Genomic DNA, 22,304 nt, shown 5'->3' on the forward strand with positions numbered 1-22,304 from the left:
GGAGAGGAAACTAAAAATTTTTATTTTCAGCTACTTAACTTATTTGTGTCTGTTTTCTTATATCGAACTCACGTTAAATAGTATCACTACAGTAAACTTCTTACTTTTCTAACCGCTACAAAAAGTATTGGAATCCCTAGCAATAGTAACCACCAAAGGTAAGAAGAATTCGTTTGAAGCGCTGTAGTATCGCCAGAAATCATAAATCCTGACCAATAATAAGGGTGTGTTAGAAATTCATCATCTGCTGTTCTCAGGTAGGTTAGTTTAGCCTCTCTCAATGCCTCGTCCTTTGGTAAGGACTCATTAAGGTTTTTATAGAATTCCTGCATTAATTCTGACGTAGTTTGATCATTGATTTTCCATAAAGTTGTAACCAAAGACTTAGCACCAGCGTAGCTAAATCCTCTTGCAAGACTAAGCATTCCTTCACCTTTCTGAAGTTTTCCCAATCCTGTTTGACAAGCACTTAAAGCTACTAAATCAGCATTAATACTATATCCATAGAGATCCTTAACATATAGCAAACTATTTTCACCTTCATCATTAGGAGCAAATGCCAAATATGAATAATCTGGAAACTCATCATTAGTCGCCGCATGTGTTGCAAAATGCAACATATTATAGGTTTGTGAATTTTCTGAAAAGGATACTAGAGAAGCTTCATCACCTGTAACAGCTTTTCCATCAAAGAATTTTGTGATATGAGCCACCTCATCCGTATTATATAATAAAGGTCCAAAATCGGATCTATCTTGCTGCACTTGTTTACTAGTTCTTTCAAAACTTGGGGCATAGGCTAGCAAGTGATTCTTATCCGTTTTCACCTTATTTTGTTGCTCTCTAAGGAATGTAGCAGAGTTTGTATAAGAAATCTGATATTCCTGAATCAAATAATTTGCAGAATTTTTTGATATTGATAAAGCTTCAAACGGTAAATAATTCAATACATCATCTGGAATAATGATAAGCTCTTTAGACTGAATTTCTTGTAGTGGGTTCTTCAGAAGTTTCTCATATATTAAATGTCCTTCTTTATAAATATCAGGTAAATCCTTACTATTTACTGTAGACAATAAGGAATAAAACTTTGTAATCCTTTCTCGATCTTTCTTTCCAAAAGGTATTTTATGAAAATTTTTCTTATCATTTTCTACTGTTATTAAAAACAAATCTGTATTTGTAGAAAAGTAACTTAGTAGTGCCTTATTCTTAATAATCCCAGAGGCAGCATCCTCTAAACTAACCACTTCGGCATTATACTTTAGATCATAATACTTTGGGTAATCGCGTTCGATATCAGATATAAAATTATAGTATTTGTTTTTAAGCTGGAACAATGAATCAAAAACTACAGTATTAGATTTTTGATTAAAAAACTTCTTTTCCAAATAAATAATATTAGCTCTAAACTGTTGTTCTTTATCTATTATTTGTTCGGGAACACCTCCATAAGAATTAGCTCGTGTGCTCCTAGCAGCTTCTAACAACAAAACACTTTTACTTTTTTCAGAGAAGTAAAAGGCATCAGCTATATATGTTGATTCTTTGGTCGCTTCATAAAGATCATATGCCACGGCTACCATTCTATGGAAAGCAGGATACATCTCCGTTATTAAAAACTGTTTATCTATTTTACTTTCAAACTCAGGCTTCAATAAATCCAATGTCTTTATAATATCATGAGACGTTGCAAAAGCTAGTTTAAGATCTTCTATTTGATTATTATTTTTATACAACAACTGTAGTGCCTCCAGTTTTTCCTTTAATATCTTAACTAACTCCAATTTAGATAATACTTTTTTGGGATTAGGATTATCTTTAATTTCCTTATTCTCAAAACTAGGTATTAATTGTATCAAAGATTCTTGATAAAACTCTAGTGCTTTTTCTGGGTTTCCTTTTGCCAAGTATAATCTACCTAATCTAGAAAATGCTTCAGCAACATCCTGATGTTTTTGATTTTGTCTATATACTTTTGTTTTTGCAAGATATGATCGATAAAAGGTTTCCGCCTTATCGAATTGTTTGTCTGATGTATAAATATCTCCATAGATGAGTTCTGCTATTCGTTCAAAGGCATCATTGTCTACATAATACTTTTCACTTTTTTTAAGTGCCTGAAGAGCTGCTTCTGTATTCTTAAGTTTAATATAATTATCCGCTAGTTTTTGATATGTTGCAATTATATTATTCCTAAACTGATTAGAATTTTCGGCATAAACTTTCTCATAAAAGCTTAACGCTTTTAAAATAAGAGCGCTTGACTCTTGATAGTTTTTTTCATCCAAATATACTTTTGACAATAACATATTCGTACTTGCAATAAAGCCTCCGTTACTGCTTTTTAAATTCTTATTGTAAAACTGTTTTGCCAGTTCATTTTTTCCTTGTCTATAATAAATATCTCCTTTATAATTATTTAAGGTAAGTTCTAAATCATTTCTACCTAACCCCAACAAAGAATCCGGAGTTTTATTAATAATCTCGAAAAGATCTTCGATAGTCTGCAGTGATTTAGTATCATTTCTTATTTTGTAATAATAATTTGCTTTATCTAAAACTAACCTAATTTTATAAGCTAGTTTATCATCGACAGTATCATACAAACTATCTGAATTTATTAGAGAATCAGTTCTTTTGATATTGTATACTACTTTATTAAGATTATTATGATAGTCGTTAGCAAAAATTAAATACGATAAAATCGTCAACTTTGCCTTAATGTCGTTTTCTTTTCGAGCAATTTTATATCCTTTTTCAAAATAAAACTCCAAACTATCTGAGTTTGTATATAAAAACTGAAACCCCTTATCCAGTAAGTCGTCTAATTCTGGGACAGTCTCTTGACTTTGTGAATTGACCGGAGTCAAAACAATCAACATAAGGAGTATTATGTGTTTAATTTTTTTCATAAAAAAAAGCTTCATTGCTGAAGCTAATTTAATCATTATGAAATAAATAAACATTTAAAAAGTTCCTTCCACAGTAATTGATTCTTGAACATTCTCTATCTGAAAATTAAGTTCTAAAATAGCGAAATTGCTTGACTGATTAGAAGATTCAAAACTAACACTCTGAAATGGACCATCTTGATAAATCTCTAACTCTCCAAATACTCCTAAAGGTTCTTGATTATTGTTATTCAGACTAGCTGAAAGTTCCAATAATGGTCTAATAAAAATTATGACATTCAGGTTTTCAAATTTCGGAGGGCAATTTGCTGTACCGCAAGGACCGGGCAGAGGAGGACGAGGCGGTATTCTAATAAACACTATACCTTGATCTTCCTGGGCTTGGAGGATAATCCCTTCAAAACTGGCTATATCATCATTATTTGAAGCCAGATTCATTTCTATTTCCGCAATTTGTTCTTGAAGACTAGCTATTTCATCAGGATTATCAGTTTGTCCTAGTAAGGTTTCTAAGGCATCTTTTTCTAAATTCAAAAGGTTATTTTCTCCTTGTAGATTAAAGATTATTAAATCTTCCGCTAAGAATACTCCGGTATCCTCAGAATTCAAGACAATGATATCATCATCATCCTCTGTGCAAGAGCATACAGCCAAAAAGCAGCATATCAATGCAAATACTTTAATTGTTTTCATAAAAGTTATTGTTTTGGTTTTCTTGTTAGTAGTAATCTAAGTAAGAAGGTTAACATCTTACTACATAAAAATAAGAAAATTTATTTTCTAAGATCTTTCGCTACTTTTTCTAACTCCATATACCAATCTTCTCCAAACTTACGGATCAATGCTTGCTTCACAAATTTATATACTGGTACTTGTAGCTCTTTACCCAAGGTACAGGCATCATCGCAAATTTCCCATTTATGATAATTTACCGCAGAAAACTCTGTGTAATCCTGTACTCTAACAGGGTATAAATGACAAGATATGGGTTTTTTCCAATCCACTTCTCCTTGATTATATGCTTCTTCAATAGCGCATAAGGCCGTACCTTTTTTATCAAATATGACATATGCACAATCTGCTCCATTAATTAACGGAGTTTCTAATTCGCCATTAGGCGTTTTAACATAAACACCCTGTTTTTCAATTGCTTCGATACCTTCTTTTCTAAGATACGATTTTACGATAGGATATATTTCTACGAGTTTTTGGGATTCTGAATCCTCTAATGGTGCTCCGGCTTCCCCATCTATACAACAGGCTCCTTTGCAAGCTGAAAGATTACATACAAAATCCTTTTCTATGATATCTTCTGAAACTATTGTTTTTCCTAATTGAAACATATCGCGAAGATATGTTTTTATGAAAGATAAATTTTACTGATTATTTATCTTTTTATGCTACTTTTGTTGTGCGTAGTCTATGTATTTTTGCGCCAACCTTAAAAATCTACTAATATGGAAATTAACTTAAAAGAGATACTAACTGCAAGTATGATTCTTTTTGCGGTAATTGATATCGTAGGAAGTATACCTATCATTATTGATTTACGTAAAAAAGTAGGACATATACAAAGCGAAAAAGCTTCTATTGTAGCTGCTATTTTAATGATACTATTCTTGTTTGTTGGTAAAGAGATTCTTAATCTTATTGGTATTGATGTCAATTCTTTTGCTGTAGCAGGTGCTTTTATTATATTTTTTTTAGCATTAGAAATGATCTTAGGGATTCAGTTATATAAAGATGATGAACCAGAAACTGCTGCAGTTGTTCCTTTAGCATTCCCTCTGATTGCAGGAGCCGGAACAATGACCTCTATCTTATCACTTAGGGCAGAATACCAACCTATTAATATTGTAATTGCCATTATTATCAATATCATATTTGTATATATTGTTCTAAAAGCTTCTGGGAAAATCGAAAAAGTATTAGGAAAACAAGGGATTAATGTTATTCGAAAAATATTTGGTGTAATTTTACTCGCTATTGCGGTGAAATTATTCGCAACTAATATAAAAGGCCTATTCTAAATGAAGTATTTTATTTACCTCTTAATTGTCATAGCAACTTCTTTAATTATTTATAATGCTACCGTTTTAGACTTTAATAATATCCTGAAAGGTGATAGCAAAACTGCACTTATAAGTATTCTGGCATCAGCGTGTGTAATCATTCTATTGCTTATCTTATTAGTTTCTCGTGCTATACAGCAAAAACGCAGAAATTGATCGATAAAACACTTAAGCTATAAAAGGTATTAAGAAGCAAGCTATGATTACTGGAGGTAGTGATATCACTGCGAGAATCATAAAAAGATTATGCAATTTTCTAAAAATAAGCGCTTTTTTTAAAGATTTTTTTAGCTTTAAATCTTCTGTGCCTTCTATATGTTCTCTAATTAAATCCCCAGACACATATGAAGAGTCTACAAGAATCTCATTATCCAAAAATATAGAAGCGCTATTATCTAACAACCTAAATGCCACTGCCACTATAAAGAAAAAAAGTGGAGAGCAAATGGCAATCGCTATTAGATATTCTGTTAATTCTGACATATTTGGGGCCTAGATAAGATTAAAAAAATCTCTTTTCTGTTTTAAAAATATCATTAAAATGTTAATATCGCCAGAGAAATCCCACATATTAACGAAAAAATTATAAAAAGCTCATGTAATCTTCTTAACACTAAAGCTTTTCTCAAGGATTTTTCAAATACTACATCCGATGTATCCTTTATATGATGTTTTATTAACGATGTAGGTGGATACGATGATTGCACAAAAATCCCATAATTCAAAAAAACAGAAGCACTATTGTTTAGAAGTGTAATTACAACAGATATTAAAAAAAAACAAAAGCAGAAAATTGCAAGAAATATTTTTAGTGTTTCCATACTTAGAATTTGTTTTGCGTTTTCTATTGAGAGATCGATAAAACCTTTTGAATCATTTTATCATCTTCATTAATGATTTTTTCAAATTCACTAGTGCCGAATAACTGCTGCGCCATAATAGCTTTTAGATACTTCTTTAACTGGTCTCTATAATTTTTTAAATTAATATCGACACCTCTTTTTCTGGTATACGTCAAAAATCCTTCAGCAAAATCATCATCAATTTCTATTTCTTGTTTAAACTCATCTTTCGTAAGCTTATTGTAAAACGCTCTCTTTTTATCAAGCTCTTCGAATATATATCGACCCATTCTTCCAGATCTTAACATATAATTTAATGTCTCTCCAACTCTGGTTGTATCTTTACTGACAAAAATATCAGGGATTATCCCTCCACCTCCATATACTGTTTTGCCGCCAGGAGTTTTAAACTTCAAAGAATCCGCAACTTGTATACTATCAACGTTTTGTAATTCGCCATTTTTATATCGCTCCAAATATTCATTAAAATATTCTTTATTACCATTCTGATAAGGTTTCTGAATGGATCTACCTGTTGGCGTATAATATCTAGAAATTGTTAATCGAATCGCACTACCATCTCCCAATGCCATTTCTCTTTGTACCAATCCCTTACCATAAGATCTTCTTCCCACAATAATTCCTCGGTCATTATCTTGTATAGCTCCTGCAAAAATTTCGCTTGCTGATGCAGAATTTTCATTAATTAAGACATAGACATTTCCTTTTTCGAAATCCCCGTTACGAGTTGCATAGTTATTTTCTATTGCTCCTTTCTTATTTTTGGTAAACATGATAAGTTCATCATTTTTCAAAAACTCATCTGCCATTTTTAAAGCAGGAGCGATAAAACCTCCTCCATTATCCCGCAAATCAACAACCAAACTCTCTGCTCCCAAATCCTGTAAAGAATCCAATGCTTTTTTAAACTCCTTATATGTAGTTTCGGCAAAACGATTTACCTTTATATATCCTATATTTTCTTTTAGCATATAACTGGCATCAACACTTTTTAATGGAACTCTACCGCGTTTTACTACCACATCAAATATACCGGTGCCTTTTCTATATACTTTTAACTGAATCTGACTGTTTAGCTCTCCTTTAAGTTTGTCTGCTAATCCATCTCTACTCAAACGTTCTCCATAAAGGGTATCTTGATCCACCATAAGGATTCGATCTCCAGCAATAATTCCTGATTGTTCACTAGGTCCTCCTTTAATTGTGTTAATAACAGAAATAGTATCTCTATAAGGATAATAACTTACACCAATACCTATAAAATCTCCTTGCATACTTTCCGTAATACCTTCTAATTCTTCTGGCGGTATATATACAGAATGTGGATCTAAGTTTTCTAGAATTCTGTTCACTGTAACATCTACAATACTATCGGTATTGATTTCATCAACATATTCATAATCTATATAATCAATAAGTCGATTTAATTTTTCTTTTTTAGCATTATAAGAAAATAGCTTAGCTGACGGGTTGCTAAAATCGAGTTTACTTCCTAAAAAAACTCCCGCTCCCATCGCCAAACCAATAAATAATGGCAAGTATTTTTTTGAATAACCCATTAATCGTCTAAATCAGTAATCTTTTCTATTTCTACACCGGCTTTCTCCAAAAATGAAAGTCCCGAGTTATCTTTATATCCCATTTGATATACAATTCTTTTAATTCCAGCCTGATGAATTAACTTACTACATTCTTTACAAGGCGATAGTGTTATATATAACGTGGCCCCCTTGCAAGATTGTGTAGAAGAAGCAACTTTAGAAATTGCGTTCGCTTCTGCATGAAGTACGTACCATTTTGTATACCCTTCTTCATCTTCACAGGGATTTTCAAAACCTGTTGGAGTTCCATTAAATCCATCAGAAATAATCATTCTATCCTTTACAATAACCGCACCAACTTTTTTCCTGTCACAATGGGATAACTTCCCCCACTCTCTCGCTATCCTAAGATAGGCTTTATCATATTTAAGCTGCTTTTTCTTTGGCATATAAAAAAATTGGATATCACTTATACTTTTTAAAATACGAATATATTATGACTATGTGTCAAATACAACCCTAATTGATAATTAATTACCAAATTCTGTTTGCAATTATCATAGGAATAACCATCCCTATTACTACAGAAGAAATAACCAATATCCAATCACGTTTAGAAAATCTAAAAATCGTTTGAATAATAAAACTTATAATAAGAACTATTACTACTACAATAAGTTGCGCGATCTCTATTCCTAAAGCAAATTCAATCAATGGTAAAATTTTTGAGCTAACATTACTACTAACTGCATTAAAGAAACTAGAGAAGCCCAGTCCATGAATCAAACCAAAGAAAATAGTTGTTCCGTATAAAACTCCAATTTTGTTTTTATTGGCAGTCTTTCCAGCGGTAAAAACATTAAATATTGCCGCTACCAAAATTGTTAATGGGATCAAAAATTCAACAAGCTTAGAGTTTACAGAAACCACATCATATGCTGCTAAAAATAAAGAAGTAGTGTGACCTAAAGTAAACAAAGTGACTAACAAGAGAATTCTTTTCCAATTATCAAAAGTATAGGCTACTGTAAGTATTATTAAGAAAAGTATATGATCATATGCTTGCCAATCCAATACGTGATATAAACCAAGCTTTAAATAAAGCCAAAACTCTGACATAATTTTATTTTTTTTGAGGTTGTGTAATGTACAATTAAAAAGAGGAATCTAGAAGTTTTGTAGGAACTCTTATAAAAATTTTAGGATTATTAGTTCTTTAAGGGGTTCAATGGTTATTTGTCGAATTTTTATCATTCTTACCAAGTGTATTAAGATATCAAGAACATAAATCATTAATTTTAAGTTTTACAAATCATTAATTTAAAAAGCTTGTATATGGATATTCAAAAATGGTTGGATAAAGGATTAGATTTTATAATAGATTTTGGTCCTAAAGTTATTGGTGCTATTCTGATCTGGATTATTGGTTCCTGGATTATCAAAAAAATGATGAAAGGAATTTCTAAACTCATGACCGTGAGGAATTATGACGAAAGTCTCCAAAAGTTTCTGACCAACTTATTAGGCTGGTTGCTAAAAATTCTTTTAATCCTTGCTGTTTTTGGCACGGTAGGAGTAAATACCACATCTTTTGCCGCCATACTTGCAGCTGCTGGTTTAGCAGTTGGCTTAGCATTACAGGGATCTTTGGCAAATTTTGCTGGAGGTGTACTCATTATGATTTTTAAACCATTCAAAATTGGAGATTTAATTGAGGCACAAGGTGTTCTAGGAGTTGTTAAAGAAATTGAAATTTTCACTACTAAACTGTCTACCCCTGAAAACAAAGAAGCTATAGTTCCTAATGGGACTTTATCCAATGGAAACATTATTAATTACACCTCGCATGGAACACTAAGAGTAGATCTTAATATCGGGATTGGCTATGGGGATGATATCAAAAAAGCTAAAGACGTTATTATGAAAGTTCTTACTGATAACCCAAAGGTTTTAAAAGATCCAGCTCCTACAGTTGCTGTTAGTGAACTTGGCGATAATGCTATCAACCTAGTCGTAAGACCATTTGCCAATGTAGCAGATTATTGGGATGTTTATTTTGAAGCTTTAGAAGGTTCCAAAAATGCATTGGATGCCGCTGGTATTTCAATCCCTTATCCGCAAAGAGATGTTCACATCCATAATGTGAAATAATAAATGAATTATAAAAGGCCTCTTGTTAAGAGGCCTTTTTCTTTTTCTAGCTAAAACAAAAGCTATTACATTCGCTATATCCTACTTCATAATAAAATAAAGGAGACATCATCCTCTATGAAAAACTCACAAAACAAATGCTGTATGTACTAACGCACATTAAATATTAAAGATCTAAGGGAAAAAATATTTTTTATAGATTTCAGAAAGAACGCTCCTATGATATTTCGATTAGAAAATAGCATCACTTTTATCAAAATTGAGTAAAACCTTTTACTACATTTAAAATGACACATACTTTCTTTGAAAATTTAAAAACCAGGACACTTAATTCATTAAAACATCCTGGTTCAAGTTGAGTTAATATTAATTTTTAACAAACAGCAGTGATTCTTTGAATCTGACTGCTTTTATTAATAAAATATAAGAACCAGAAGGTAACTCTGAAACCTCTAGAATCTCTGTTTCATTTTCTGTACTAATTTCTTTTATTACGCGTCCATCAATACTTACTATTTGAAGCGTTTTTAACTCTGAAGACATCCCTGATACCGTAAATGAAGATGCTACAACCGGATTCGGATATGCTTTGATCCGTATCAAATCGTTTTCTGGTCTTTCACGATTACAATTAGGTGCTGTCTCAGAATTATTGAAATAAATAGTAAAATCTTTATTCTTAGAAACTAATACAAAGTTATCTCCATCCCTTGCAGCCCAGTAGGATCCATCTAACCCCTCAAAACCAGTGTTGTTTAATGTAACTTCTGGATTAGAATTCTTCAACTGAAAAGTCATAGTAGTTTTAAAATCTACATACCAATCTGGGGCACCATTATTAGTATTGATCGCAAACTGATACAATCCATTGTTTTGAGGAACCCAGTTTATAGTAAATTTCCTGAAATTACCCAATTTCGGGCCTTCACTCCCTAAAACATGAACATTAGTATACGATATTTTATCCATAGCACTAAGACCACTATTGATCGGAGTTCCAAATGAACAATTGTTTCCTCCACCAGTGTTAGTACTCTGAACAGTTAAGATAAAAGTTGTCTCCCTTTGTTTCCCTTCATTATCTGTGGCAACTGCTTTTACCGTATATACTCCTGCTAATCTTCCATTTACTTCTTGTGGGTTAGGAGAACTGTCATGTCCCCATTCATAAGGCGCCACATTTTCCTGACGCATTAAACTATTATTAATATACAATTTTACATTAGAAACACTTCCATCAGCATCTGATGCATTAGCTCGTACCACAAGATCATATCCTTCTTGTACTGTGATATTACCCGATGGTGAAGCAAAGGAGACATTTGGAGCCTGGTTACTAGTTTCTTCTTTAATAATTACTGTTCTTGACACTTCAGTAGAAAGTCCCTCTTGTCCTTCCTCAAAAGCTCTGGCACCAATTGTATATGTTCCAGCAGTTGTTGGTGTCCAAGTTTTTGTATAAGGAGCCGTATAATCTTGTCCATAATAACCTCCATTTACTTTAAAATTAACCCGATCTACATCTCCATCCGGATCTGAAGCATTTGCTCTAAGTGTAATCGTTTCACCTAATGTGAATTCCTGATTATTTGATGATGGATTTGTTAATGCGACTTGAGGTGGCTTATTATCTTCTCCTGGTGGATTACCACATCCTGTCCATACTTTAAAATCATCGAAAAAAGTATATTCTGTTCTTGGCGAATGCCAAACAGGATCTGTTCTTTTTCCTCCTCTATATGTATTCATAATCAGAGCGTTGATTTTTAAGCTGTTTTTTCCTGAATTACGAATTTTAGCATTATTATCACGATACGTCTCTACTCCATTGATCCACATGATCACAGTACCATTTCTTTGACCAGGCGTATTCATTTTGATATACTGACGGATGGTATACCACTGATTATCCTTTAGGTCAGAATAAATTCTTTTTCCATCTCCACAGTCCCCATCGGTTCTGGGTGTTCCATCTTGTTTGTCGGCAAAGTAGCTATAAAGAATAAGATAAGGCTTTGTTGTTTGCGCTCTATTTCTTCTCCACATCAAACGAGCAGACCATCCGTCTGAATTATATTTACATCCAGATGGAATAGCACCTCTACCAGTGGTTTCGCTATTTACTCCTCTAGTAGATCCTCCTAACCCAGGTAACTTACCTCCTGTAGCCCAGAAGAAATTATCGTCGAATTTTACTTTGTATTCTAAATAAGCTTCATCTACAGCATCAAAATAAGGATCGAAGAGAAAACCACCTGATCTACCTGAAGCATCATTCTTCAAATATTGTGCTCGTAAAGTTCCATTGACAATTCTAGTCTCCTGTGGAGTGTTTTCTATCAAATTACTTGCAGCACCGGGACCTTCCACCCCTCTGTAGGTAGATGCAGTCCATGGCTTTACTTTATTATTAAAGTCACTTTTTATATCTGCAATAGAGTATCTTCTGTTATTCCAATTATTGAAATCGACATCAATCATAGTATTACATTGAGCAAAAGTATGTTGATTGTTAAAAAGAAGTGAAATTACCATCAAAAGTGATAGCGTAAAAACATTCCTATTCCGTTTATAAATAACCTTTTCTTTCATGATTATAAAATTTCTAATTAGTTAATAAGTTAAGTTTGTATGATTAATTTTTTACTAGTTTATATCTTTTAGAGTCACCTTTAAAAGATCTTAACTCAATAAAATAAAGACCTTTGCTTAATGATTCTACATCAACAGAAATTGACCCTTCTTTACCCGGTTTTACAGACTTAACTATCTGGCTGTTCATACTATAAATCACTATTTCATGAACAGATGCATCTACACCATTCATAAAAATAGAATTATTAGCAGGGTTAGGATAATAGGAAAATGAATCTACTACGTCTGGTCTTGCTCTATTGGCACAGGAAGGAGTTTGATCATCATTACTGAAGTATAATGTGAATCCTTCAGTTTTTGACACCATTACAAAACTATCTCCATCTCTGGTTACCCAATAAGATCCATCTAATCCAGATATTCCTGAATTACTGATGGTTACAGAAGGATTTGATTGTCCCAGTGTATGCGTTAGTTTATTTTTTAGATCTACGTAATAAGAAGGAATCCCATTATTAGTATTTATTGCAAATTGATACAATCCATTATTAGCAGCATTCCAGTTAATAGTAAATTTTTTAAAGTTATCCATAACAGGACCGTTACTTCCCAACACATAAACTTTAGTAAAAGATGTTTTATTAATACTAGATATACTATTAGAAACAGGAGTGTCAAAAGAGCAACCACCACCAGTGTCACCTCCATCATCATCTATAACAGTAATTGTTTTGGAAACCTCAGTAGACAAGCCTTCTTGATCCTTTTCAAAAGCTCTGGCTGCAATTACATACGTTCCAGTTTCGGTGGGAGTCCATGATGCACTATATGGACTGGAAGCATCTGATCTATAAAATGCTCCATCAATTTTGAAATTCACTTTTTCAATACTACCATCAGTGTCAGACGCATCTGCTCTTAATGTAATTGTTTCTCCAATGGTATACGTTTCATTATTTGTTGCAGGCGATGTCAATTCAACAATTGGAGCCTCGTTTTCATCACCTCCATCACCTCCATCTCCACCATTTCCGCCTGAATTACCAATTCTAGTAGTTGATACAATGAAATCATCAAAATAAGCTTCTAAATCTTTAGTAGGTTGAAAAGTCTCATCACTACCACCAAAAAAGGTAGACAAGTATATAATATTAAGTTGAATATCCTCTTCACCTACCTGTCTATAATCACCATTATCCGTAATATTTATAGCTAAATCTCCATTTAGCCAACCTCTCATGATTCCATCATTTTGTCCAGGCGTGTTGAGCTTATTATACATTTCAACATGATTCCATTGTCCTTTTTTAAACTTTACCTGATCTGCTTGAGGTTCTCCATTAGGTTCTTCATAAGGATCTGTTAAGCTCCAATTAATAGACGCATGCCATCCATCCCAGGTAGGCTCTGTATTATAATGCACATAAAACTCAACAAGTCCATCATATCTCCACATCAATCTTAGGGACATATTCTTTTCTGATGTTTGATACGCCAAGCCTGGTAATTTACCTCCAGCACGAAATTCAAAATCTTCCGGAAAATAAATCCAATAGCTTATATATAATTCATCATATTCACCTGCTATATCAAAAGGAACTTTAGTATGCATTCCGCTTTGTCCAGTTTTCACTTGTCCTTTAGGATATTTTACATCTAATACCTTACCTCGGCTCTCAAAATCAGAAATATGCACTCTTCCTTCATCTGCTCCTTTGCAAAAGGAAACATTTAAAGCTTCCTTAATCTGATCTCTATTGTATTGACCGGAAGGTAAGTGATCAAAATCATTTTGATATACATAGTTGTCCTGAGCAAATAAAAGTGAGGTGATGCTCAGTAAAACTAATGTGAAACCATTTCTTATGTATTTGTAATTCATTGTGTGCGTGTTTAGAATCATTAGAATAATCACCAGGCGGACTAACAAACCACCTGATGATTAAATTGACTAAGGCTAATTATTGCTTAGTAAACAGAATGGATTTTCGAAACTTTAATCCTTTAATAATTAAGACATACATCCCCGATTTAAGGTTAGAAACATCTAAACCTGTCTCTGTATCTTGGATATATTTTTGCAGTACAATCTTTCCTTGCATATCAGCTACTTCTAAGCTAGATTTTTCCTGAGTTATACCACTTACAGTAAGTATGTTATCATTAACCGGGTTTGGGAATAGCTTGATGTTTGTTAACTTATCCTCATTTCCGGGTAATTTGTTATCGTCACAACTTGGAGGTGTAGCAGAATTACTGAAGTATATCGTAAATCCTTTATCTTTAGATAACATAACGAAATTAGCTCCATCCTTAGTTACCCAATAAGATCCATCTAAACCACTAAATCCTGAATTACTAATAGTTACTTCTGGATCGCTCGTATTAAATTTAGTATTACTAAAAGGTCTTAGGTCTACGTAATAATTAGGAACACCGTTATTAGTATTCATCGCAAATTGATATAATCCATTGTATTGCGGATTCCAATTAATACTGAATTTTCTAAAATTGTTTAAAGCGGGGCCACCACTTCCAAGAACATGTACTTCAGAAAAAGAAACACCGTCAAATGCAGGTAATGCATTATTTATTGGCGCACCAAAGGAACAGTCATTACCACCACCTGCATTTTCACTTTTTACATTAAGTGTAAAAGTAGTTTCAGAAGTAGCCCCTTCATTATCTGTGGCTACAGCTCTAAATATATGGCCTCCAACCGGTAAATTGGTTGTTTCTCCAGGGTTAGGTGATGTGCTGTGCCCCCATTCATAAGGATCGAATCTTTCTTGTCTTACAAGGTTACCATTAATATAAAGTTTTACATTATCTATGGTTCCATCACTATCAGACGCATTTACTTTAACATAAAGACTACTATATCCTTCATCGACTGTTAAATTACCAGAAGGTGTTTGAAAAGAAATAGCAGGAGGTGTATTATCTCCTCCAGTATCACTAGATACAGTAACATTTACATTACTAGAAGTTGTAGTCGCTCCATCATTATCAGTTGCTCTTGCGGTTAAATTATAATTACCGGCTTGCGCATTATTAATTGTGTAAGAATAAGGAGCACTGGTGTCTTCACCTAATTTCGAGCTTCCTCTAAAAAATTCTACTTTGGTTACCGATCCGTCAGGATCACTTGCATTAGCGTTGATCTGAATATTTGCACCTGTATCAAAATTAGCTCCGTTAGAAGGAGAGGTAATACTTACGGTAGGATCTTCGTTACCACCACCTGAACAAGGAACTATGTTCCAACTAGGACAAGATTCTGTTACAAAATTTGTTGTCCCATCACTGATTGGAAAATCTGGTGTATTTGGGCTACGTGTATTATCCCAAACGTGAATTTCAGATGGATCTCCTTGTTTTTTTCGGGCAGTAGGAATCTCATTTGCTCTACTACCTAAATTGAAAGTGTTATCGAAAATCGCATTTCTAAAACCTGTATTGAATCCAGTTCCTCTATCTAGGAAATCAACACCAGCATTAAGAATATTAGATCCATCTCGATTAAAAGTATTATTATATACAAAACCATACGCTCCTTTTAGGTCAATGAAAGCATCTGCACTGTTTTCTCCAGATAATCCTTGAGCAGAGAAAGTACAATTACGGATAATTGTATTTTTAGTACCTTCTTTTACATCTACTCCTTCTGCTGTAACGTTAGGGCCAACAATACAACCTTCTATGGTGTTATTATCACATCTAGGATTATATTTATTATCAAAAATATCACCTGCCTGTCCAGAACTTTCGTGTTGTCCTTTATCAGACCCTACATACAAACCTTCTCCTATACCAGGTTTTTTAATTCCTACGTTATATACTCGACAATTTTTCACCAAATTGTTACTGGATCCATCTCTTAGGTGAATTCCTTCTTCTCCCAATTCACGTACTACAACATTTTCTATAACACCATTGTTAGCGTTATCAAGAACAAGTCCTTTAGACCCTTCTTCTAATATTAAATCTTTAAGTATCCAATAATCGCCCAAAATAAACATTACGTATCCATCGTAGTCTCCATTAGTTCCTTTAAGAATCGGAGGGTTCGAAGGGTTTTGTGCTCTAATTGTGATTGGTTGTGAGGCAGTACCATTTTTATCTGATCCAAATCTAGTTGCTTTATTTCCAAAATTAAATTTATCAGGTGCTGTATACGTTCCAGAAGCAATTACAATTTCATCTCCAGGCTGTGCATTTTGCATAGCATTTCTAATACAATCTACAGAATTACAGTTGATCGTTCCGCTGGGTCCATCAGGATCTCCATCATCCTCCGACCAATTTTTGATAATATCTTTGATGAAAATTCCTGTCTCAGTTAATTGATTATTTTTTAATCCATTGATCCCTTTACCTAACTGAACTACGGAAGATGATTCGGCTCTACTAGGGTCATTATTACTTGGCTTATCACTTACTGACCAATTTACATGACTGATATTATTATCTTTAAAAAACTGCATCCATTTTTCGGTTTCTGCTCGATCTAAAGCTCCATCGCCACTAGCATCCACAGCTCCCCATTCGGTAGCAAATAATGCTATTCCATTGTTCATTGCTGTTGTTGCCTTATTTCGTAAACCATTTCTATGCGTTCCTGCATAAAAGTGTAAAGTATATGCGGTATTAGCATCACTTATAGGATCATTAGATGCAACATCTACATCTTGTGACCAAGTCGGTGAACCAACAATAACCAAGTTATCAGGGTCTTCAGAACGAATAGCGGCGATTACTGTATTTGCATAGTTTTTTACTGTAGACCAGGATTGATTTATGGGTTCATTATAGATCTCGTAGATCACATTTGGTTGATTGCCATAAATAGACGCCATTTCTTTAAAGAAGTCTGCAGCTTCAGAAGTGTAATCTTCTGCTTCATGAGTATGCCAATCTATAATCACATAAATCCCACTTGTAATAGCCTGATCAATTACTTTACGAATTTTGGCCTTCTGAGCAGAAGGGCTATCGATATAACCATTTCCTCCATCCCAGTTTTCTTTTACTCCCATTGCGACGCGAATGATAGAACTGTTCCAATCACTTGTAAGGTGTGATACAGTTTCACTATCATAGAAATCTGAGGTGTCTCCTGCGTTACTCCAAAAAAGGCTGTTTCCAGCTAAACTAACCTCCTGATTATTCTTATCGACAATTCTGTTGCCCTGTACTTTTAATCTTCCGTGTTTTTGGACAATTGTCTGAGCTGTGGCTCCTACACAAATAAATAAAAGCAACGTTAACCAGGCCCAATGGTTAACTAAAAAGTGTTTCTTGTGTGTGTAATACATTTTCATGATAGTGAGTTTGTGTTAAATTTTTTATTATTCAAATGATATAATTCATTGAAAACCTAGATAGTAAAAGCTATATAGATTTTCTTGATATAATATGTACCAAGGCAAGAAATAGGCTTAGTAGGTAACAGATCACGGTCAATGCTGTCATTTTGGGTTTGTCTATATAATTTCAGTTTGAAATTATATCATCAGACACACACATAAACACACTGATATATAATGATTATAACCACTATCTACTAGCCAGAATTTCTTCTGATACGATTCATTATTTAAAAATGATATATCTGGATTCCGGAAGGGTGGGAGATAGAATCTAGATATTGAGAACTACTTGCGATTAATTTTTATAGCATATTGGTATAAATTGTATTTTACTTTTATGAATTAATTCCCAATTTCTATTTAGTGCTTAATTAACTTTCTAAAGTTTTTACACATTTTTACTACATCACAATATTAAGTATTGTAAGGAGGATAAAAGTACACTCTTAGTGCAATTTAGTACAAACACCTGTTTAACAATGAATTACAAATAACAGATAAAGATTAAATAAAGGTATCAAATCCCAGTTTTGTTGTTTTTTTCGTTAGTTTGGTAAACTATATGAATAATAATAATTAGAAAGTTTCGCGTTATTCTTTAGTATAAACTAGTAGGTTTCTTATAAATGAAAAATAATACTTTGTTATTGATGCTTTTCGCATGTGCGTTTGCTTTTTCTCAAAACGAGGAAGATTTTCGCAGCTATAATAGATTATCAGTTTCTGATGGTTTGTCCCAAAGTGCTGTTATTGCAATAGAGCAAGATCAATTTAAACAAATGTGGATAGGAACCAGAGATGGGTTAAATAAGTATGATGGAGAAAAGATTACAATATTCCGCAATAATTTAAATAACCCTAATTCGATAAGTAATAATGATATTTCTTCAATTAAGGAAGGTGTAGATGGGTTTATTTGGATTGGTACTCATAACGGTTTAAATAGATTTGATCCAAAAAAAGAAACTTTTAAAGTATACTTTAATTCTCCAGAAGATAATCGTAGCATACCTCATAATACTACTAGAGCTATTGCACAGATGGATAACGGAGAGCTATGGTTTGGCACTACTGATGGGTTGGCTATTTATAATAAGAAAAATGACGAGTTTATTACCTATAAGAGTAATAAATCAGATATAACTAGTCTATCGGATAATACAATTTCAACAATTTTTAAAGATCATAAAGGTGATATATGGATAGGAACATCTTCTGGACTTAATAAAGTAATCAATAGAGATAAAAATAATTTAAAGTTTAAAAGATTTTCTGGTTTCATAGATGATTCAAAAAACTTTTTTATTCAATCCATAGTAGAGGATCAAAACAATAATTTATTGATTGGTACCCGATATAATGGAATACATGTTTTTGACAAAAAAAATTCAAAATTTATAAAATTCAATGATTTATATGCAGATAAAGTAAATAGTTCTGATATACGAAAGTTAAGATATGACAACGATGCTAATTTGTGGATCGGAACCTATAACGGATTATTTATTAAAAAGAAAAACAATGAAATAATTCAGGTTATTAATCAACCCGGAAATTCGAAAAGTCTTAGTAAAAATAGTATTAAGGACTTGTACGTTGATTTTAATGGCACTGTGTGGGTTGGTACTTATTATGGAGGTGTTAATTTATGGAATAAATTTAATAATAATTTTCAATCCCTTTTTAATATAAAAGATAATCAAGCTTACAACTTAGGAGTAGTGAGTGCTCTACAAGAATCATCAGATGGAACACTTTATATTGGTACAGAAGATAACCAGATAATCGTTATCGAAGAAAATGGTAAAACGAATTCGATCTTAACCGATACTTTAAAAACAAGTTTATTAGATATTAACGTAAAATCTTTATTCTTAGATGATCAAAAACTATGGATAGGAACTTTAAAAAACGGGATTAAATGTTTTGATATTGAGCGTAAAAAATTTATAAAATCTGACATAGATCCTTTATTACATAATTTGCTGAAGGATGTCGGAATTTATTCAATTCAGAAAATAGATGATCATCTGATTTTTGCGACTTTTGGAAAAGGCCTTGTCATCTATAATAAATTAACAAAGAAATATAAAACAATACGACAAGACTCGGATACCCCAAATGCCTTATCAAATGATAAGATAAGGAGTTTGTTTGTAGATAGCCAGAAAAACTTGTGGATTGGAGCTGACAATGGTTTAAACCTAATCGCATCGGGTGAAAATTTATCATCTAATAATATTAGGGTACAACAGTTTTATTTTGAAAGAAAAGCCTCCTACGGAAATAAGATCTTATCTATTAATGAAGGAAAAAAAGGGCAAATTTTTGTAGGAACGAAGGACAGCGGACTACTAAAGTTAGAAGCAGGTAATTTTGAAAAAGTTAATTTTAACTTATCAAATAAAAACGTAGTTGCGGTTTATGGTATTCTAAAAGATGCGTCAGGTAATCTATGGATGAGTTGTAATTTAGGAATTGTAAACCATAATCCAGAAACAAAAAAAACTATTGTTTATGATCAGACTGAAGGTTTTGTAGGGAATGAATTCACTAATAATTCCTGTTTAAAAAGTAAAAACAACAATTTATATTTTGGAGGAGTTGCAGGGATTTCTTTTTTCAATCCTAAAACCATAAGAAAGAATGACTATAAGTTTAAAGTAGTATTAACTGACCTGAAAATTGATGGCAGAAACATAAAAAAAAGGAATGTAGATCAGGCAGAAGAGTTTGAAAACGTTACATTTTTAAAAGAATTTACTCTAAACCATTCAGAATCCTCTTTCTCTATTGGTTTTGCAATACCTAATTACATCAATAAACTTAATAATCAATATGCTTATAGATTATTAGGGCTAAATAATCAATGGAGATTTTCTGATATTCCAGAAGCAAATTATACCATTCAGAAACCAGGCACTTATACATTCCAGGTGAAAGAGGCTATTATGGGAGATATTACAAATACTAAGACTACCTCCTTGAAAATTGTTGTAAAACCAGCACCTTGGAAAACCACTTTCGCATATTTTTCCTATTTGTTTATTTTATGTTTAGTGCTTTATTTAATCTATAGAAATATGAAATCTAAGTTGATTTTATCTCACAAGTTAAAATCTGAACGATTAGAAAAAGTAAAACAAGCGGAAATTAATAAATCTAAATTAGAGTTTTTTACAAATGTTTCTCATGATTTCAAAACACCTCTTACTTTGGTTTTGGCACCACTTCAACAGTTAATAAAAAATTACAAAGGTGATAAAGAAGTTTTCAAGAAACTACTTGTTATACAACGTAATGGAAATCAGCTTTTAAAACTAATTAATCAATTAATGGATTTTAGGGCTTTTGAAGAAGGTCATCTTAAATTGAATGTAGAAGAAGAAAACATAGCCGCTCTGGTAGAAGACATATACCTATCATTTAAAGAATATGCAGAACTAAAAAACTACACCTACACTTTTAAAACTGAATCAGATAAGATTTTGGTTTTTTATGACGCAGACAAGCTAGAAAAGGTCTTTTATAATATTATATCGAATGCTTTTAAATACACTCCAAATGGCGGAAATATTACTATAGAAATAAAGGATATAGAAGACACTGTGTCTATTGAAGTTTCTGATAATGGTAGAGGAATAGATAAAAAGTTTTTAGACAAAATATTTAATAGGTATTATGAAGTTCCTGGTGTTGATGGATGGTTAGAGCAATTTAACAATGGTAGCGGAATAGGACTTAACATCGCTCAAAATATCATGAAACTTCATCATGGAGAAATAAAAATAAGAAGTTCAGAAAATGAAGGAACGGTGTTTAGTATTCGATTAAAAAAAGGGGAACGACATTTTATAGATTCAGAACTTACAACAGTTACTAATAGGCGTCCTGAATTAGATTCTTATACAGAGCAAACGGAAATCACCAAGGATCAAATCTCACCTAAAATTGACCTACAAAACACAATCGCTTCTGCAGATAAGCCTAAAGTTCTAATAGTAGATGATAATGAAGAGTTCAGACAATTTCTTTATGATTTATTAAAGGAATATTATATCGTTGAGCAATCTGAGAATGGTCAATTAGGTTTTAAGAAAACATTGAAGTTTCTTCCCGATATCATTATTAGTGATGTGGTGATGCCTAAAATGGGAGGAATTGAATTCTGTTCCAAAATTAAAAGTGATGAAAGGACTATTCATATCCCTTTTGTGCTTTTAACCTCAAGATCATCTATGCCCTATAAATATAAAGGCTTAGAATCTGGAGCAGATGCATATATAAATAAACCTTTTGACGTTAATGAATTTCTTTTGGTAATAAAAAACCAACTCTTTACAACTTCTCAAATAAAAAATTTAATTACGGTAGATTCAATAGTTGGAGATAACTCTAACTTTGATTCTTTTGAGGATAAAATTTTAAGAAAAGCAATAGCAATTGTTCATGAAAATATAGGGAATTCTAAATTTGACATCCCCTACTTTGCTTCAGAATTAGGATTGAGCAGAACTATGTTATTTAATAAAATAAAGGATTGGACAAATATGACTCCAAAAGAGTTTATCATTTCTATTAGAATGAAGAAAGCCTCAGAGTTATTAGAGATCGGGGAATTAAGTATTGCAGAAATTAGTTATAAAGTAGGTTTCAAAGACCCAAAATATTTTTCAAAATCTTTTAAGAAATACTATAGCAGAACTCCTTCTGAGTACGCTGATAAATTTTATTCTTAAATTCTGCATAGTATGGAAGTTAGAGAAATAGAAACAAATGAGGATTACGGATATTT

At 32.5% G+C, this 22,304-nt stretch carries 14 protein-coding genes; 4 read left to right on the forward strand and 10 right to left on the reverse strand.

All coding sequences use genetic code 11. The features are described from left to right. Window positions 1-86: 86 nt before the first annotated feature. The 3 genes from Q0975_RS03075 to Q0975_RS03085 all read right to left on the reverse strand — a co-directional run bounded on the left by Q0975_RS03075 (window position 87) and on the right by Q0975_RS03085 (window position 4,258). A complete protein-coding gene (locus tag Q0975_RS03075; protein WP_299432919.1) occupies window positions 87-2,915 on the reverse strand; it encodes a CHAT domain-containing protein in 2,829 nt (942 codons plus the stop codon). 54 nt (window positions 2,916-2,969) lie between these two features. Beyond that, window positions 2,970-3,608: a hypothetical protein gene (locus tag Q0975_RS03080; protein ID WP_299432922.1), complete on the reverse strand. Its 639-nt coding sequence runs from the start codon at window positions 3,606-3,608 to the stop codon at window positions 2,970-2,972. 80 nt (window positions 3,609-3,688) lie between these two features. Then, complete coding sequence (locus Q0975_RS03085) at window positions 3,689-4,258, reverse strand: DUF3109 family protein (protein ID WP_299432925.1); 570 nt, start codon at window positions 4,256-4,258, stop codon at window positions 3,689-3,691. A 114-nt stretch (window positions 4,259-4,372) separates the two neighbouring features. Between Q0975_RS03085 and Q0975_RS03090 the strand changes: the two genes are divergently transcribed. Further along, complete coding sequence (locus Q0975_RS03090; RefSeq protein ID WP_299432928.1) at window positions 4,373-4,945, forward strand: MarC family protein; 573 nt, start codon at window positions 4,373-4,375, stop codon at window positions 4,943-4,945. Then, a complete protein-coding gene (locus tag Q0975_RS03095) occupies window positions 4,946-5,143 on the forward strand; it encodes a hypothetical protein (protein ID WP_299432931.1) in 198 nt (65 codons plus the stop codon). 12 nt (window positions 5,144-5,155) lie between these two features. Here the strand turns inward: Q0975_RS03095 and Q0975_RS03100 are convergent, their stop codons facing one another. The 4 genes from Q0975_RS03100 to Q0975_RS03115 all read right to left on the reverse strand — a co-directional run bounded on the left by Q0975_RS03100 (window position 5,156) and on the right by Q0975_RS03115 (window position 8,510). Beyond that, a complete protein-coding gene (locus Q0975_RS03100) occupies window positions 5,156-5,470 on the reverse strand; it encodes a hypothetical protein (RefSeq protein ID WP_299432934.1) in 315 nt (104 codons plus the stop codon). Window positions 5,471-5,831: 361 nt separating this feature from the next. Beyond that, a complete protein-coding gene (locus Q0975_RS03105; protein ID WP_366888063.1) occupies window positions 5,832-7,388 on the reverse strand; it encodes a S41 family peptidase in 1,557 nt (518 codons plus the stop codon). Between the two features lie 20 nt (window positions 7,389-7,408). Then, window positions 7,409-7,840 (reverse strand): dCMP deaminase family protein, encoded by a 432-nt coding sequence (locus Q0975_RS03110; RefSeq protein WP_299432940.1) that lies wholly within the window; start codon window positions 7,838-7,840, stop codon window positions 7,409-7,411. Window positions 7,841-7,925: 85 nt separating this feature from the next. Then, window positions 7,926-8,510 (reverse strand): HupE/UreJ family protein, encoded by a 585-nt coding sequence (locus Q0975_RS03115; protein WP_299432942.1) that lies wholly within the window; start codon window positions 8,508-8,510, stop codon window positions 7,926-7,928. 216 nt (window positions 8,511-8,726) lie between these two features. On the opposite strand from Q0975_RS03115, the gene Q0975_RS03120 reads away from it, so the two are divergent. Next, window positions 8,727-9,542, forward strand: a complete 816-nt coding sequence (locus tag Q0975_RS03120; protein ID WP_299432944.1) for a mechanosensitive ion channel domain-containing protein — start codon at window positions 8,727-8,729, stop codon at window positions 9,540-9,542. Window positions 9,543-9,908: 366 nt separating this feature from the next. Here Q0975_RS03120 and Q0975_RS03125 read toward each other — a convergent pair whose 3' ends face one another. The 3 genes from Q0975_RS03125 to Q0975_RS03135 form a co-directional block, all read right to left on the reverse strand. After that, window positions 9,909-12,134, reverse strand: a complete 2,226-nt coding sequence (locus Q0975_RS03125; RefSeq protein WP_299432947.1) for a polysaccharide lyase — start codon at window positions 12,132-12,134, stop codon at window positions 9,909-9,911. A gap of 43 nt (window positions 12,135-12,177) precedes the next feature. After that, entirely contained in the window at window positions 12,178-14,019 is a 1,842-nt protein-coding gene (locus Q0975_RS03130; protein ID WP_299432950.1) for a polysaccharide lyase, read from the reverse strand. A gap of 79 nt (window positions 14,020-14,098) precedes the next feature. Continuing rightward, on the reverse strand, window positions 14,099-17,461 hold the full coding sequence (locus Q0975_RS03135) for a cellulase family glycosylhydrolase (RefSeq protein ID WP_299432953.1): 3,363 nt from the start codon (window positions 17,459-17,461) through the stop codon (window positions 14,099-14,101). 674 nt (window positions 17,462-18,135) lie between these two features. Between Q0975_RS03135 and Q0975_RS03140 the strand changes: the two genes are divergently transcribed. Next, window positions 18,136-22,248 (forward strand): two-component regulator propeller domain-containing protein, encoded by a 4,113-nt coding sequence (locus Q0975_RS03140; RefSeq protein ID WP_299432956.1) that lies wholly within the window; start codon window positions 18,136-18,138, stop codon window positions 22,246-22,248. The last annotated feature ends 56 nt before the right edge of the window (window positions 22,249-22,304 follow it).

The organism is uncultured Aquimarina sp., assembly GCF_947500065.1.
In the GTDB taxonomy this organism is placed as follows: Bacteria; Bacteroidota; Bacteroidia; order Flavobacteriales; family Flavobacteriaceae; genus Aquimarina.

Coding starts and splice junctions, on each gene's coding strand:
- Q0975_RS03075 (WP_299432919.1), bottom strand. CDS start 2,915: ATGAAAAAAATTAAACACATAATACTCCTTATGTTGATTGTTTTGACT.
- Q0975_RS03095 (WP_299432931.1), top strand. CDS start 4,946: ATGAAGTATTTTATTTACCTCTTAATTGTCATAGCAACTTCTTTAATT.
- Q0975_RS03135 (WP_299432953.1), bottom strand. CDS start 17,461: ATGAAAATGTATTACACACACAAGAAACACTTTTTAGTTAACCATTGG.
- Q0975_RS03085 (WP_299432925.1), bottom strand. CDS start 4,258: ATGTTTCAATTAGGAAAAACAATAGTTTCAGAAGATATCATAGAAAAG.
- Q0975_RS03090 (WP_299432928.1), top strand. CDS start 4,373: ATGGAAATTAACTTAAAAGAGATACTAACTGCAAGTATGATTCTTTTT.
- Q0975_RS03140 (WP_299432956.1), top strand. CDS start 18,136: ATGAAAAATAATACTTTGTTATTGATGCTTTTCGCATGTGCGTTTGCT.
- Q0975_RS03115 (WP_299432942.1), bottom strand. CDS start 8,510: ATGTCAGAGTTTTGGCTTTATTTAAAGCTTGGTTTATATCACGTATTG.
- Q0975_RS03080 (WP_299432922.1), bottom strand. CDS start 3,608: ATGAAAACAATTAAAGTATTTGCATTGATATGCTGCTTTTTGGCTGTA.
- Q0975_RS03100 (WP_299432934.1), bottom strand. CDS start 5,470: ATGTCAGAATTAACAGAATATCTAATAGCGATTGCCATTTGCTCTCCA.
- Q0975_RS03125 (WP_299432947.1), bottom strand. CDS start 12,134: ATGAAAGAAAAGGTTATTTATAAACGGAATAGGAATGTTTTTACGCTA.
- Q0975_RS03130 (WP_299432950.1), bottom strand. CDS start 14,019: ATGAATTACAAATACATAAGAAATGGTTTCACATTAGTTTTACTGAGC.
- Q0975_RS03110 (WP_299432940.1), bottom strand. CDS start 7,840: ATGCCAAAGAAAAAGCAGCTTAAATATGATAAAGCCTATCTTAGGATA.
- Q0975_RS03120 (WP_299432944.1), top strand. CDS start 8,727: ATGGATATTCAAAAATGGTTGGATAAAGGATTAGATTTTATAATAGAT.